Origin of the sequence: Kocuria cellulosilytica (assembly GCF_040981245.1) — a bacterium.
In the GTDB taxonomy this organism is placed as follows: Bacteria; Actinomycetota; Actinomycetes; order Actinomycetales; family Micrococcaceae; genus Kocuria; species Kocuria cellulosilytica.
Map to the genome: position 1 here is coordinate 93747 of NZ_JAVFWZ010000009.1, position 13343 is coordinate 107089.

Genomic DNA, 13343 nt, shown 5'->3' on the forward strand with positions numbered 1-13343 from the left:
CGGGCGCCGCCGGCCGTCAACGCCCCGCCCCGGCGCCGCTCAGACGCTGATGTCGGGCCACAGGACGCGGAAGGCCACCGAGTAGCCGGCGACCCAGGCGAGGGCCAGGACCAGCAGCGCGGCCCCGGCCACGGCGACCACTCCGCGGCGGTGCCGGACCGCGCCCGCCAGGTGCAGGGCGGCGGGCACCACGCCCAGCACGCCGAGCAGCAGGAGCGCCTGCCCGAGACGGGTGAGGGGCCGCAGCAGGGACAGGTCCGGCTGGACGCTCGCGGCGAAGAGGACCAGCCCCGCGAGCACGGCCGCCGGGGCCGCGTAGGCCAGCCGCCGCACCCGCCGGGCCCGGGCGCCGGTCCCCGGCGGACCCCACCGCCGGCGCCGCCGCAGCCGGTTCACCGGCCAGACGGCCAGGGTCACGACGAGGACCAGCAGCGCCGCGAGCAGCAGCAGGTGGGGCACGAACAGGCCGTGCCAGGCGCTCACCCTGCCCTCGGTGCGGTAGGCGGCCAGCGCGACGTCCCGGACGCCGTCCTCGCCGGTCCGCGCCGCGAGGGTGGCCGTGCCCCCGGGCTCCCGCCACAGCCACGGCTCGACCTCGCGCATCGTGGTGGGAGGAGCGGCCAGGGACGTGACGCGGATCGTCCCGTCGGGGCCGGCGCGCACCGTGGTGATCCCGAGCGCCCCCACCAGCGCCGCGGCGCTGGACTCCGCCCGCCGTTCGCTGCGGTAGTGCCCGGCCACGGCGGTGGTCCGCTCCTCGGTGCCGGGCGGGGGCGCGGGCTCCTCCCGGGCGGGCGGGGCGACGTAGCGGCGGGCGAACTGCTCGACCAGCTGCTGCCGCAGCACCACGGTGCTGAGCGCGCGCACCCCGTTGCCGTTGACGGAGACGAACAGGCCCGTGTCCGCGTCGGGGAACAGGGCCAGCTCGCTGTGGAACAGGTTCGTGTCGCCGCCGTGGGAGAGCACCCGCTGCCCCCGCACCTCGTGGCCCCGGAAGCCCAGGGTCATCTGCTCGGCGGCACCGAGCCCGCCCAGGGACGCGGGCGGCAGCGCCGGGGCGTGCATGGCCGCCATGGCCTCCGGGCCGAGGACGGCGTCGGGACCGTGGCCGAGGTGCAGGTTCAGGAACGCGGCCATGTCCCGCGCGGTGCTGCTCACGGACCCCGCGGGCGGCACGGAGATGTGCTCGAACGGCGCGGCCGCGGCCTCCGGGGCGGGGAAGCCGCCGGCCAGCCGGCCGGCGAGGGCAGGAGGCAGCGGCTGCTCGGCGGTGCTGGAGGTCATGCCCAGCGGCTCGAGGACCTCCCGGCGCACGTACTCCTCGAACAAGACGCCGGTGACCTGCTGGACGACGTAGCCGGCCAGGGCCAGACCGTAGTTGGAGTACGCCGGGGTGGTGCCCGGCGCGAAGATCTGCGCCGGCGGGTCCTCGGCCAGCTCGGTGCGCAGGTCACGGACCTTTCCGGGGTCCGGGGTGATGAGGTGGTCCACGCGCTCCTCGAAGCCGGCGGTGTGGCTGAGGAGGTGCCGCAGCGTCACCGTCCCCCGGGGGAGCTCGAGCGGGAAGTCGAGGTGCTCGCGGACGTCGGCGTCCAGGTCCAGGGCACCGCGCTCCACCTGCTGCAGCACGGCCGTGGCGGTGAAGAGCTTGGTCAGCGACCCGATCCGGAACAGGTGGTGCCCGGGGTCCACCGGGGTGGCGCCCGGCACGGGTTGGGGGCGGTCCGCCGCGCCGAACCCGCGCAGCGCGACGATCTCGCCGCCGGAGACGACCGCCACCGTCGCCCCCGGGAGCCGCTCGGCGTCCAGGAGGGCCGGGACCAGGCCGTCGAGCCACGGGCCGACGTCCTCGGGGGTCAACTCCCGCACGCCCTGCTCCTCCTGGCCTCCGCGCTCCGGCGCGGCGGCGGACGGCGCCGCCAGGTGCGCGAGCAGCACCAGCGCCACGAGGACCAGGGCGAGCACCGGCCCGGGCGCCCGCAGGGACGCCGCAGGGGGCGGCGACGGACACGGGACCCGGTGCAGGTTCATGGGGCCATCCTGCTCCTGCGCCGGATCCCGTGTCCGAGTGTGACCGGGGAATCCGGGCGACCGGCCGGCCCTGCGTCCGGAGCGGGACCGGCGCCGGGCCGCCGGTCTAGCCTGGGGGCATGACCCGGTCCCGGACCCTGTCGCAGCCCGCTCCCGTCCCCGTCCTGTGGCCGGTCGCCGGAGCGGCCGCCGGACTGCTCTCCGTGCTCCTTGGCATCGCCGGAGGGCTCATGGAGACCGCGCTCTCCGGTCCCTGGCCGGCCGCCGGGGACCCCGCCCACGGGCCGTTCCTGGCGCGCAACCGAGGCCCCCTGCTGGCGCAGAGCGTGCTCTTCGTCCTCGGCCAGGGGGCACTGGTCTGCTTCCTCGGCTGGGTGCGCGCCCGCCTGCTCCGGGCGGAGGGCCCGCCCGGCACGGTCTCCGCCGTGGCCTTCGGCGCCGGGCTCATGGCCGCGGCCCTGAACATCGCCGGCCAGGGGGTGCAGCTCGTGCTGACCATGCCGGCCGCGGCGTCGATGGACGCGGGGACGGCGGCCGCGGTGATGGACCTGTGCGTGGTCCTCCTCGCTCTGGCCAACCTGCCCCTCGCCGTCTCGTTCGCCGCCGTCGCCGCGCTCTCCCTCGCCCGCGGCGCGTACCCGCGGTGGCTCGGCGGGATCGCCGCCGGGGCGGCCGCCGCGGCCCTGCTCACGGTCTTCTCCCTCGTGCCCACCGCGGGGCCGCTCTCCCCGCTCGGCGGGCTCACCACGGCCCTGCGCCTGGTGCCCGTCCTGTGGTACCTGCCGGCGGCGGTCGTGATGCTCCGGGACCGGCCGTGACCGGGCGGCTGCCGCGGGGCGCCCGCCGGCACTGGGCGGCGCTGGAGCGCCCGGGCCCGCAGCCACCGCCCGCGGTGGACGCCGCGGCGGTGGCCGCCCTGCCCGAGCCCGCACGCCGCTGGCTGGAGCGGGCCGTGCCGCCCGGCACCCCGGCGTGGTCCGTGGCGGAGCTGTCGATGCGCGGTGAGATCCGGCTCGGCGGCTCCTGGCGGGCGTTCTCCGCCCGGCAGCTCCTCGTCCCCGGGACCGGCTTCGTGTGGGCCGCCCGCACCCGGGTCCTCGGCCTGCCGGTCGCGGGCTACGACCGGTACGGCCCCGGCGGTGGCGAGCTGCGGTGGCGGCTGCTGGGTCTCGTGCCCGTGATGTCGGCCGCCGGCCCGGACATCACCCGCAGCGCCGCCGGCCGGCTCGCCGGGGAGAGCATCACGGTTCCCCCGGCCTGCCTGGGTGCCGAGTGGTCCGAGGGCCCGGACCCGGACACCGCCGTGATGTCCTGGGTCCTCGACGGGGTGCGCGAGGACGCCCTGCTCCGGGTCGACCCGGAGGGCCGGCTCCGGGAGCTGAGCATGCAGCGGTGGGGAGATCCCGACGGCACCGGGTTCGGCCGTCACCCCTTCGGGGTCGCGCTGTCCGAGGAGGCCGACGTCGGCGGTGTGCGCGTGCCCACGGTCCTGCGCGCCGGCTGGGCGTGGGGGACCGACCGGCAGACCGCGGGCGAGTTCTTCCGGGCGCGGCTCGAGGACGTCCGCTTCCGCTGAGCTCTCACTCCTGGGCGGTCCCGTCCGGCCGGCCGTCCCGGGAGTGCGCCGGCTCAGCGGGCCGGGTCCTGGCCCTCCGGGCCGTCACCGGTCGAGTCCCGCGACCGGTCGTGCGGCAGGTCCTGCTGCCGGTCCGGCGTCCGGTCGTGCGCCCCGGCGGACCAGGGCGGGTTCGCCGGGTGGGGCGGGGGCTCCACGGGACCCTGGTCGAGCCGGAACGGCGGGTACTCGTCCCGCAGGAGCAGCACGTAGGCGAGGACCCGGTTAACCCATCGGTTGATGCCCATGACCAGGGCGAAGAGCTCGGGACGGTAGCGGCCCGTGAAGAGCAGGAGCACGGCGGCCACGAGCACGAGCAGCCCGAGCAGGGACGGCCCCCAGCTGGTGGTCGTCGTGCCGTCGTCGCCGCTGCGGCTGGTGCTCCACGTGCTCCCGCCGCCGGTGAGCACCCCGAGGATCAGCAGGTGCGGGATCGCCAGGAGCCACCACTTCACGAGCACCAGGCCGCGGGAGAGCCGCTCCGGGGGCGCGATCTCCAGCTCCGCCGGGTAGTCCGCGCGGGCCAGGCTGAAGGGCGGGTACCGGTCGGTGCCCAGGGCCGAGTAGGAGTAGAACCCCACCCGCCAGCTCCACCGCAGGACCCCCACGCTGAAGGAGAACCACGAGGGCGGGTACCGGCCCGTGAACAGCACGGCGACGCCGGCGGCCACCGTGGTGACCACGAGCGCGAACCACAGCACCGCCAGCACGATCAGGTGCGGGACCACCAGCAGCCACTTCACCAGCCACAGCCACCGGGACAGCCCCGCGTCGAGGAACCCGCTCAGGCGCACGGGGGAGACCGGCCGCGGGGCCCCGCTCCGGTCCGGGGCCCCGCTCCGGTCCGGGGCCCCGGCGAGCGCCGCGCCCGGGCCCGTGCCGCGCGGCGGCGTGCGCGGATCGATGTCCCGGCCCAGCCCGGCGGCGCCGAGCAGCAGCAGCGGGACGCCCACGACCAGGCCTGCCAGGCCGCCGACCAGCTGGCCGCCGGCCAGGGGGCCCAGGAGGTCGGAGCGCGCCCCGAGCTGCAGGTCCGCCCAGACCGGCCGGGTGGCGTCCGCGTTCATCACCACGAGCGTCCAGCTGCCCGAGCGCAGGTCCAGGGTCAGCTCCCGGGTGCCGGTGCCCTGGTCCGAGTCCGCCCAGAAGGTCTGGTTCCCGGGCCGGTCGGGCACCCGCTCGCCGGGCACACGGGACGGGGCGTCGTCCCCGGACTCCGTGGCGCTGCCGAGCTCGGCGTGGGCGACGCCGTCCAGGTACCGGTCGACGTCGCCGGTCCCGGCCACGCCCACGAAGATCTCCTGCTGCGGGTCCGCCGCCGTCACGCGCACCTGCACCCGGCCGAGCCGGTCGAGGAAGGGCACGGGCGAGACCTGCGCGTCGCCGACGTCGAGCACGGCGGGCGGCCCGACCAGGGCGTAGGTGATGGTCTGGTGCCGGTCCGGGGACGTCGTGAGGAAGCGCCCGTCCTGCTGGGCCGCGGCGGCGCCGGCGAGCACGAGGCCGCTGACGAGCGCCGCCAGGGCCAGGGCGGTCAGGACGGCGCCCAGGACCAGCAGCACCCACTGCCCGGGTCGGGTGCGGCGCGGGGTGCCGTGCCGGGCGGACGGGCGGGGCGGGCGGGTGACGGGGTGCTCGTGCATGGGAGCTCCTGCGGAGTCGGCCGGGTGGGGTCGGACGGGCGGCGTCGGACGTTCGTAGGTCGGAGGGGCGGCGCCGGAGTGGCGGAGCCGGACGGGTGCCGGGCCCGGTGCGGGGCGTCCGGGCGGTCAGAGGGCGGCGGCGAGGCCGCGGCCCCACGCGAGCGCGCGCTCCTCCTCCCCGGGGACCAGCTCGTTGCCCATGGTCACGAGGAAGCTCTCGGGCTCGGCGACCAGCTCGTAGCCGTGCTCCTCGAGGGCGCGGACGATCTTCTGCGAGGCGCGGCCGGTGAGCATCGCCGGGCCCTTGACCCGGGTGTCGAAGGCGGCCGCCCGCCCGGCCTCCGCGTCCAGGGCGGCCAGCCACTCGCGGACCCCGGGACCGGCGGCCGAGCCGTCCACGTCCAGGTGGTGGCGGGAGGCGTCCCGCACGGCCTGCTCGCGGGAGTTCTCCCGGCTCAGCCCGTGGCCGTGGGTGGGGGCGCCGATCACCAGCACGTCACCGGCACCCGGTGGGCGCCGCTGGGCCTCGGCGGTCGAGCGCACCTCCGCGGGGACCCCCGCCTCCGTGAGCCCCCGGCCGATCGCCTCGGCGATCCGGTGGGTGTTGCCGTACATGGACTCGTAGACCACCAGGACGGCCACGGCGGGTCTCCTCTCTGTGCTCCGGTCGCTGTGCTCCGGTCGACGCGTTCTGCCTGCTGCGGTGCTGTCCCCGGCGGTCCCTTCCGCGCGGCCGGTCCGGCGGTGCGGGACGTCCGCGGGACCACGGCTCACACGCGCAGGACGGCTGCTCCCGTGACCCGGTCCGCGGCCAGGTCCGCGAGGGCCCGGTCCGCCGCGCGCAGGGGATAGGGGACGGTGGTGGGGCGCAGCCGCAGCCGGGCGGCCAGCTGCAGGAACTCCTCGCCGTCCTGCCGGGTGTTGGCGGTCACGCTGCGCAGCTGCCGCTCCTGGAAGAGCTCCGCGGCGTAGTCGAGGACCGGGACGTCGCTGAGGTGGATCCCGGCGACGGCGAGGGTGCCGCCCCGGTCCAGGGCGCGCAGCGCCGGGGGCACCAGCGTGCCCACGGGGCGAAGAGGATCGCCGCGTCCAGCGGCACCGGGGGAGGCTCGTCGGCCTCGCCCACGAAGGCGGCGCCCAGCTCGCGGGCCAGCGCGCGCGCCTCCGCCGAGCGGGTCATGACGTGGACCTCCGCGCCCTGGTGCAGGGCCACCTGGGCGGTGAGATGGGCGGAGGCCCCGAAGCCGTAGATGCCCAGCCGTCCCCCGGGCGGCAGCTGGGCCCGCCGCAGCGCCCGGTAGCCGATGATCCCGGCGCACAGCAGCGGCGCCGCGTGCTCGTCGTCGAACTCCTCGGGCAGACGGTAGGCGAAGGCCTCGGGGGCCAGGGTGAGCTCCGCGTAGCCGCCGTCCTGGTCCCACCCGGTGAAGCGCGGGGCCGTGCAGAGGTTCTCCCGCCCGCGGCGGCAGAACCGGCAGCGGCCGCAGGTGTGCCGCAGCCACGCGACGCCCACGCGCTCGCCCTTCCGGAACCGGCCGCACCCGGGGCCCGCGCGCACCACCTCGCCGACGACCTCGTGGCCCGGGATCACGCCCGCCCGGTGCAGGGGAAGGTCGCCCTCCACGAGGTGCAGGTCGGTGCGGCACACCCCGCAGGCCCGCACCCGCACGAGCAGCTCCCCGGCTCCCGGCACAGGGTCGGGGCACTGCCCGAACCGCATCGGCCCGCCGGCGGCGGGACCCGGCTCATCGATCCACCACGCACGCATGCTGTCCTCGTCGATCCCCCGGGGAGGGCTCCGGCCGCGGCCGTGACCCCTGTCCTGCTCCGAGTCTAGGAACGGAACACGGGCCCCGGCCGGAAACGACGAATGTTAATGCCCCGTCCGTCGTTCCCGTCCCCGGTCCCCTGCCCGGGACGGCCCAGCCCAGGCCGGTCCGCCCCGCGGGGGAACGCCCCGGGCGCGGGCGGGCCCGGATGTCGGCGGGAGGTGTTCCCAACCGGGGCGCGGGGGGACGACCATGGGGGGACGAAGGACCGCCCGGGGGCGGGCCGCGTCGCCGGCACCCGGGCGCAGCCGTCCCGGCGCGCGACGAGAGGACTCAGGCATGACCGAGCGCATCGACCACTGGCCCGCGGGAGCCCCGTGCTGGGCGGACATCATGGTCTCGGACCTGGACCGTTCCATGGACTTCTACGCCTCCGTGCTCGGGTGGCGGTTCACGCCCTCCGATCCGGCGTACGGCGGCTACTGCAACGCCCTGGTGGACGGCGAGCCGGTGGCGGGGCTGTCGCCGGCGCTGCCGGACATGGAGGACGACCCGCACGCGTGGGCCGTCTACCTCGCGTCCGACGACATCGCGGCCACGGGCCGGGCCGCGGTGGCGGCCGGCGCCCGGCAGCTGTTCGAGCCGATGGCCGTGGGCCGCTTCGGCACCATGGGCGTGTGGATCGACCCCACCGGGGCGGCCTTCGGGGTGTGGCAGCCGCAGGAGCACACCGGCTTCAGCATCGTCGGCAAGCACGGGACCGTGGCCTGGTGCGACCTCCTGACCTCCGACCAGGCGGCCGCCGAGCGGTTCTACGCCGAGGTGTTCGGCTACACGTACCAGGACATCGGCACGCGGCACGAGGCGTACTCGGTGTTCACGGTCCCGGGCATGGACCGGACGGCCGGCGGGATCGGCGTGCCCGCCGAGGACGTCGACCACCTGCAGCAGGCGCCGCCGCTGTGGTGGGTCTGCTTCGAGGTCGACGACGCCGACACCGCGGCCGAGCGGGTCGTCGCCGCCGGGGGTGCACTGATCCAGGAGCCGGAGGAGTTCGGCTACGGGGAGCTCGTGTTCGCCGCCGGCCCGGACGGCGAGCGCTTCGCCATGATGGGCCCGTCCTCGGAGGACTGGACCGAGGAGGAGGACGACGAGGAGGACGACGAGGTCACCGGCGAGGACGACGGCCGGCCGTGAGCGCGGCCGCCGGCCGCCCGGTGCCCCAGGACGGGTGCCTCAGAACATCCCCACCACGGCGCCGACGAACCACAGCACCGCGAACAGCGCCACGAGGCCGAGGATGACCGCCAGCGCGATCTTGCCCTTCGCGGAGTCCCCGCGGTGCTCGACGTCGAGGTCGGGATTGTCGGGCCCCACCCCCACGCCGGCGTCGGGCGGGGTGTCGCCGTCGATGCTGCGCCCGGACTCCTCGTTCAAGGCCTCCCGGGCCTTCTCCGGATCGTTGCGCGCCTGCTCGGGATTGATGTCGGCCACGGGGTCCTGCTTCCTTCGGTCGGACGTGCTGGAACGGGTGCTCCCAACAGAATAGCAAGCCTGCTGGTGAAACGGGCCGCCCGCTCGGGGGCCGGACCCGGTCCTCCGTCACGGAGCGTGCGCCGGGGCCCCGCGCCCTCCGCCGCCCCGGCCGCCGGTCAGGACAGCGGTGCGGCCGCGGCCAGCCCCGCGAGCACGGCGAGCACGGTCAGCGCGCCGGTGCCCGCGGCGTTGAGCAGCGCGCGCAGCGGACTCCCGTCCCGGGCCAGCCGCACGGTGTCGGTCATCGCGGTGGAAAAGGTGGTGTACCCGCCGCAGAAGCCGACCACGGCGGCCGTGGCGGCGGGCCCGCCCAGCGTCCCGGCCAGCGCGGCGCCGGAGAGGAGCCCGGCCAGGAAGGAGCCGCTCACGTTGACGAGCACGGTGCCGGCGGGGAAGGCCGTGGCCCACCGCTGGCGCACGGCCCCGTCCACCGCGAACCGGGCCATCGCCCCCAGCCCGCCGAGGAGGCAGATCAGCAGGGCGGTCACGCGCGCCGCCCCCGGGCCGCGAGGACGGTGCCGGCGAGGCACGCCAGGAAACCGCACCCCAGGGAGATCCCCACGTAGGCCAGGGCCTGCCCCGCGGCGCCGCCGGCCAGCATCCGCTCCGCCTCCAGCGCGAGCGAGGAGAACGTCGTGAACCCGCCGAGCGCCCCGGTGCCCGCGCCGAGACGCAGCAGCATCCCGCGGGGCGTCTCCTCGCCGCGCCGCAGGAGGGACTCCAGGAGCATGCCCAGCAGGAAGGCCCCGAGCAGGTTCGCCGCCAGGGTGGCCAGCGGCCAGCCGGCCACCGCCGGCATCATCACGGTGAGGCCGTGGCGGGCCCCCGTGCCCAGCGCTCCGCCGGCTCCCACGGCGAGGACCAGCAGCAGGCGCCGGTGCGGCGGTCGGCTCATGGGGGGCTCCTCGGGGGCGGGCTCCGGCGGGGGAGCGGTCGGCGGCTCGATCCTACCGGCGGGTCCGTAGGATGTCGGGGTGCAGACGATACGCGGTGCCCGGATCCTCCTGGCCCTCAAGACCTCGCTGGCCGTGGCCCTGTCCTGGGTCGTGGCCCAGCGGATGCCCGGAGTGATCGACGACTACCCGTACTACGCCCCGCTGGGCGCGATCTCCGCGATGTACCCGACCGTGCTGGGCTCGGTGCGCGCGGGCCTGCAGACGGTCGCCGGCATCGCCCTGGGCATCATGCTGGCCGCGGGGGTCCTGCTGATCGGTGACCCCAATCTCGTGACCGTGTCGGTGGCGGTCGGCCTGGGCGTGCTCCTGGCGGGCATCCGCCGGCTCGGGGCCGGAGCGGAGTACGTCCCGGTCGGTGCCCTGTTCGTGCTCATCGTCGGGGGCCAGGACGCCGAGGGCTTCTCGGCGGGCTTCCTCGTGCAGATGTCGGTGGGCGTCGCGATCGGCCTGCTCGTCAACGTGACGGTCATCCCGCCCCTGGACTTCCGCACCGCCCGGCTGCAGCTCGACCGGCTGCAGAACGTCGCGGTCGACTACCTCGAGGACGTCGCCGGGGAGCTCGCGGAGCCCGGGACCACCGGGGGACGGGACTGGCGCCAGCGCAACCACGCGCTCGTGCGGATCACGGGCGAGGTGCGCGAGGCGGTCGACGAGTCGGCGCGCAGCGCCCGCGGCAACCCCCGGATGGTGCTCCGCCGCCGGCACCGCGCCGCGGCCTCGGCGGACCCCGGCTACGACTCCCTGCTGAAGCTCGAGAACGTGATCTTCCACCTCCGGGGCTTCACGGACGCGCTGCGGGAGCTCTACGACCACGAGCAGCACGACTGGCTGGTGCCCGCCGCCCTGAGCGCCCGGCTCGCCGAGGCGGTGCAGTCCGCCGCCGACGCGGTGCGCGCGTGGGCCGACGACGAGGACCCCGAGGAGGCGGCCGAGCGGGTCCGTTCCCTGGTGGGCCGGCTCCACGCCGAGCTCACCGACCCCTCGCGGGCGGAGGACCGGCTCGTCATGGCCGCGGCCCAGGACCTCGCCCGGCTCGTGGCGGTCCTGGACCCGCCGACCGCCCCGACGGCGGGCAGCAGCGCCGTGACGCGGGGCTGAGGCCCCCGGCAACGGGGGCGGCGCCGTTCCCGGTGCCCGCGGGCCCCGGGAACGGCGTGCGGCTCAGGCCCGGCTGCGCCGCCGCAGGCGCAGCGCGACCGCCGCGCCCACGGCGGTCCCGGCCACGAGCAGCCCGGCCAGGAGGCCGGAGCGCTGCTCCGGCTCCGCGGCGGCCGTCTGCATGTTGAGGCCCGGGTTGACGGCCGCGGTCCCGGCGGGGGCCTCCGCGACAGGGGCCTCCGTGACGGGAGCCGCCATCACGGGCGCGACGGGCGCGGCCTCCACCGGGGCGGGGAGCACCGGGGCCGGCGCCGGGGCCGGTGCCACGGGAGCCACCGGGGCCACGGGCGCGGCGGGGCCCTCGCAGGCCACGAGGGCCTGTTCGAGGAGCACGAGGAACTGCCCGACCGCTGCCTCGTCGAGGGCCAGCTGTGCCAGGAGGGCCTCGAAGGCCACGGCGGCGTCGGCGAGGGCCTGCTCGGCGACGGCGGGGTCGAGCGTGCCGAGCGCGGCGGCGAGCTCCTGGTCGAGCTCGGCCAGGCGCGCCTCGGCCTGGGCGATCGCCTCCGGGTCGCCGGACTCCTGGGCGGCCATCAGCGCGGCCCCGGCCACCTCCAGCTCCTGCAGGCTCGGCCCGCCGGCGCCCCCCACGAGCGCGGCGTACTGGGCCTCGGCGGCGGCCAGGGACTCGGCCGAGGAGTCGAGGGCCGCGAGCGAGTCGGGCGTGAGGCCCGCCCCGGTCAGCGCCGCGTCCAGCTGGGCCGTGGCCTCCAGGCAGGCGGGATCCCCGGGTGCGGCGAGGGCCGCCGGGGTGCCCACGACGAGGCCTCCGGCCAGCATCGCGGCCGCGGCGCCCGTGGCCGCCCATGTCTTTCCAGCAGTCATGTCCTGTGTCTCCTGTGCTCGGTCCTCGCCCCGGGGCCACCCCGCGGCCGGCAGCGCGCGGCAGACCTCCCCCCGGCGTCACCGGTCCGCGCGCGGGGGTGACAGGAAATGTCGTGCTGCTGGTCGGGCGGCGTGCGCCCCGGAGCTCGCGGAGATCCGGGCGCGTCCGACGGACTGCTGTGCCGTCAAACTACGTGCCGGTAGCCTTTGTTGGCAATAGTGAATCACCGGGTCGGGGCGGAGCCCTCGGGGCCGCCCGCCTGGCGGGCTCGGCGGGCCGGCGGAGGCGAGGATCCCGTCCCGCGCGCGCAGGACCGGGTTCGGGCACGCCGCGACCCCCGGGTGCGGTGGCACCCGGGGGTCGCGGCGTTCGGGGAGCTCTCCGCCGGAGCGGAGCGCGGCTCAGCGGGCGGCCACGGAGTCCTGGGCGGCGGACCAGGCGGCGTAGGAGCCCTCGAGCTCGACGACGTCGTAGCCGGCGTGGCGCAGGGTCGAGGCCACGACCGAGGACCGCAGCCCGCTCTGGCAGTAGGTCACGATCGTGCCCTCGGCCGGGAGTCGGTCCAGGTTCCACAGGACCCGGCCGCCGTGCAGCTGGACGGAACCGGGCACGGAGCCGGCGGTGTGCTCGCTCACGGCGCGCACGTCCAGCAGCATCGCCTTGTCGAAGGCCTCGACCTCCTCCGGGGCCACCAGCCGCGGGGTGGACTGCGGCAGACCCTCGACGGTGGTGACGTAGCCGGCCACGGCGTCGATGCCCACCCGCACCAGGTGGTCCCAGAACTCGTCGGCGGCCTCCTGGTCCTCGGCCAGGAGCACCAGCGGGCGGGGGTCGGTCTCGGGATTCACCGCCCAGGCGGCGTAGGTGGCGATGGACTTCCCGGCCGGGATGTTCAGCGCCCCGGTCACGGTCCCGGCGTGCACCTCGTCCGCGGAGCGGGTGTCCACGAAGGTCACCTCGTCGGCGGCCAGGCGCTGGGCGACCTGCTGGGTGTCGAGCTCGGGCAGCGGGGCCCGCTCGCCCATGACGGCCGGGCCCCGGCGGTTCTGGTTCTTCATCCGCCCGAAGTAGAACGGGGCGTCGGGCTGGCCCTCGAGCAGCTCGGCGACGAAGCCGGCCTCGTCGTCGGCGGCCAGGTAGGGGCCCCACCAGGCGTAGAGGCGCTCGTAGCCGACCGTGGTCGAGGGGATCGCGCCCAGGGCCTTGCCGCAGGCCGAGCCCGCACCGTGGCCGGGGAAGACCTGGACGTGGTCGGGCAGGGTCAGGAACTTCTGCTTGAGGCTGGCGAACATCTGCTGCGCGCCGAGGAAGCGGGTGTCCACCCCGCCGGCGGCCTCGTCCAGCAGGTCCGGGCGGCCCAGGTCCCCGGAGAACACGAAGTCGCCGGTGAGCAGGTACCCGGGAGCGTCGGCGAACGCGCCGTCGGTGACCAGGAAGGACAGGTGCTCCGGGGTGTGGCCCGGGGTGTGCACGGCGGCCACCACGATGTTGCCGATGCGGATCTCGTCGCCGTCGTGCAGGCGGGCGGCCTCGAACTCGTACTGCCAGTCCTCCCCGCCCTCACCGGAGACATGCATGGTGGCCCCGGTGGCGGCGGCCAGCTCGCGGGTGCCGGAGAGGTAGTCGGCGTGGATGTGGGTCTCGGTGACCGCGGTGATCTCCATGCCGTTTCTCGCCGCCAGGTCCCGGTAGACGTCGATGTCGCGGCGGGCGTCGACCACCAGCGCCTGGCCGGTGCGCTGGCAGCCGATGAAATAGCTGGCCTGGGCGAGGTCCTCGTCGTAGATGCGCTCGATCAGCATGGTTCTC

At 76.6% G+C, this 13343-nt stretch carries 14 protein-coding genes; 4 read left to right on the forward strand and 10 right to left on the reverse strand.

Annotation, left to right across the window (positions count from 1 at the left end):
• Positions 1-39 precede the first annotated feature (39 nt).
• Positions 40-2031 (reverse strand): serine hydrolase domain-containing protein, encoded by a 1992-nt coding sequence (locus tag RCG67_RS13420; protein ID WP_368826953.1) that lies wholly within the window; start codon positions 2029-2031, stop codon positions 40-42.
• A 119-nt stretch (positions 2032-2150) separates the two neighbouring features.
• On the opposite strand from RCG67_RS13420, the gene RCG67_RS13425 reads away from it, so the two are divergent.
• Both RCG67_RS13425 and RCG67_RS13430 read left to right on the forward strand, forming a co-directional pair.
• A complete protein-coding gene (locus tag RCG67_RS13425; protein ID WP_368826955.1) occupies positions 2151-2849 on the forward strand; it encodes a hypothetical protein in 699 nt (232 codons plus the stop codon).
• Positions 2846-3607, forward strand: a complete 762-nt coding sequence (locus RCG67_RS13430; RefSeq protein ID WP_368826957.1) for a DUF6544 family protein — start codon at positions 2846-2848, stop codon at positions 3605-3607. The genes RCG67_RS13425 and RCG67_RS13430 overlap by 4 nt, the downstream gene beginning before the upstream one ends.
• 53 nt (positions 3608-3660) lie before the next feature.
• On the opposite strand, the gene RCG67_RS13435 is transcribed toward RCG67_RS13430, so the two are convergent.
• The 4 genes from RCG67_RS13435 to RCG67_RS13450 form a co-directional block, all read right to left on the reverse strand.
• On the reverse strand, positions 3661-5289 hold the full coding sequence (locus RCG67_RS13435) for a DUF4389 domain-containing protein (protein ID WP_368826959.1): 1629 nt from the start codon (positions 5287-5289) through the stop codon (positions 3661-3663).
• A gap of 126 nt (positions 5290-5415) precedes the next feature.
• The gene (locus RCG67_RS13440; protein WP_368826961.1) at positions 5416-5931 is read right to left on the reverse strand and encodes a flavodoxin domain-containing protein; all 516 of its coding nucleotides are present in this window, start codon (positions 5929-5931) and stop codon (positions 5416-5418) included.
• A 128-nt stretch (positions 5932-6059) separates the two neighbouring features.
• Complete coding sequence (locus RCG67_RS13445; RefSeq protein ID WP_368826963.1) at positions 6060-6221, reverse strand: hypothetical protein; 162 nt, start codon at positions 6219-6221, stop codon at positions 6060-6062.
• Positions 6218-7057, reverse strand: a complete 840-nt coding sequence (locus RCG67_RS13450) for a zinc-binding alcohol dehydrogenase family protein (protein WP_368826965.1) — start codon at positions 7055-7057, stop codon at positions 6218-6220. The genes RCG67_RS13445 and RCG67_RS13450 overlap by 4 nt, the downstream gene beginning before the upstream one ends.
• A 340-nt stretch (positions 7058-7397) precedes the next feature.
• Between RCG67_RS13450 and RCG67_RS13455 the strand changes: the two genes are divergently transcribed.
• On the forward strand, positions 7398-8255 hold the full coding sequence (locus RCG67_RS13455) for a VOC family protein (protein ID WP_368826967.1): 858 nt from the start codon (positions 7398-7400) through the stop codon (positions 8253-8255).
• Between the two features lie 39 nt (positions 8256-8294).
• Here RCG67_RS13455 and RCG67_RS13460 read toward each other — a convergent pair whose 3' ends face one another.
• The 3 genes from RCG67_RS13460 to RCG67_RS13470 all read right to left on the reverse strand — a co-directional run bounded on the left by RCG67_RS13460 (position 8295) and on the right by RCG67_RS13470 (position 9489).
• Complete coding sequence (locus RCG67_RS13460) at positions 8295-8552, reverse strand: DUF6480 family protein (protein ID WP_082696946.1); 258 nt, start codon at positions 8550-8552, stop codon at positions 8295-8297.
• A 158-nt stretch (positions 8553-8710) separates the two neighbouring features.
• Positions 8711-9082 carry a fluoride efflux transporter FluC gene (locus RCG67_RS13465; protein WP_368826970.1) on the reverse strand — a complete coding sequence of 124 codons (372 nt, stop codon included), beginning with the start codon at positions 9080-9082 and terminating at the stop codon, positions 8711-8713.
• Entirely contained in the window at positions 9079-9489 is a 411-nt protein-coding gene (locus tag RCG67_RS13470; RefSeq protein ID WP_368826973.1) for a fluoride efflux transporter FluC, read from the reverse strand. The genes RCG67_RS13465 and RCG67_RS13470 overlap by 4 nt, the downstream gene beginning before the upstream one ends.
• 79 nt (positions 9490-9568) lie before the next feature.
• On the opposite strand from RCG67_RS13470, the gene RCG67_RS13475 reads away from it, so the two are divergent.
• Positions 9569-10648 (forward strand): FUSC family protein, encoded by a 1080-nt coding sequence (locus tag RCG67_RS13475; RefSeq protein WP_368826975.1) that lies wholly within the window; start codon positions 9569-9571, stop codon positions 10646-10648.
• 63 nt (positions 10649-10711) lie between these two features.
• Here the strand turns inward: RCG67_RS13475 and RCG67_RS13480 are convergent, their stop codons facing one another.
• On the reverse strand, positions 10712-11533 hold the full coding sequence (locus RCG67_RS13480) for a hypothetical protein (RefSeq protein WP_368826977.1): 822 nt from the start codon (positions 11531-11533) through the stop codon (positions 10712-10714).
• A 402-nt stretch (positions 11534-11935) separates the two neighbouring features.
• Complete coding sequence (locus RCG67_RS13485; RefSeq protein WP_368826979.1) at positions 11936-13336, reverse strand: MBL fold metallo-hydrolase; 1401 nt, start codon at positions 13334-13336, stop codon at positions 11936-11938.
• Positions 13337-13343 lie beyond the last annotated feature (7 nt).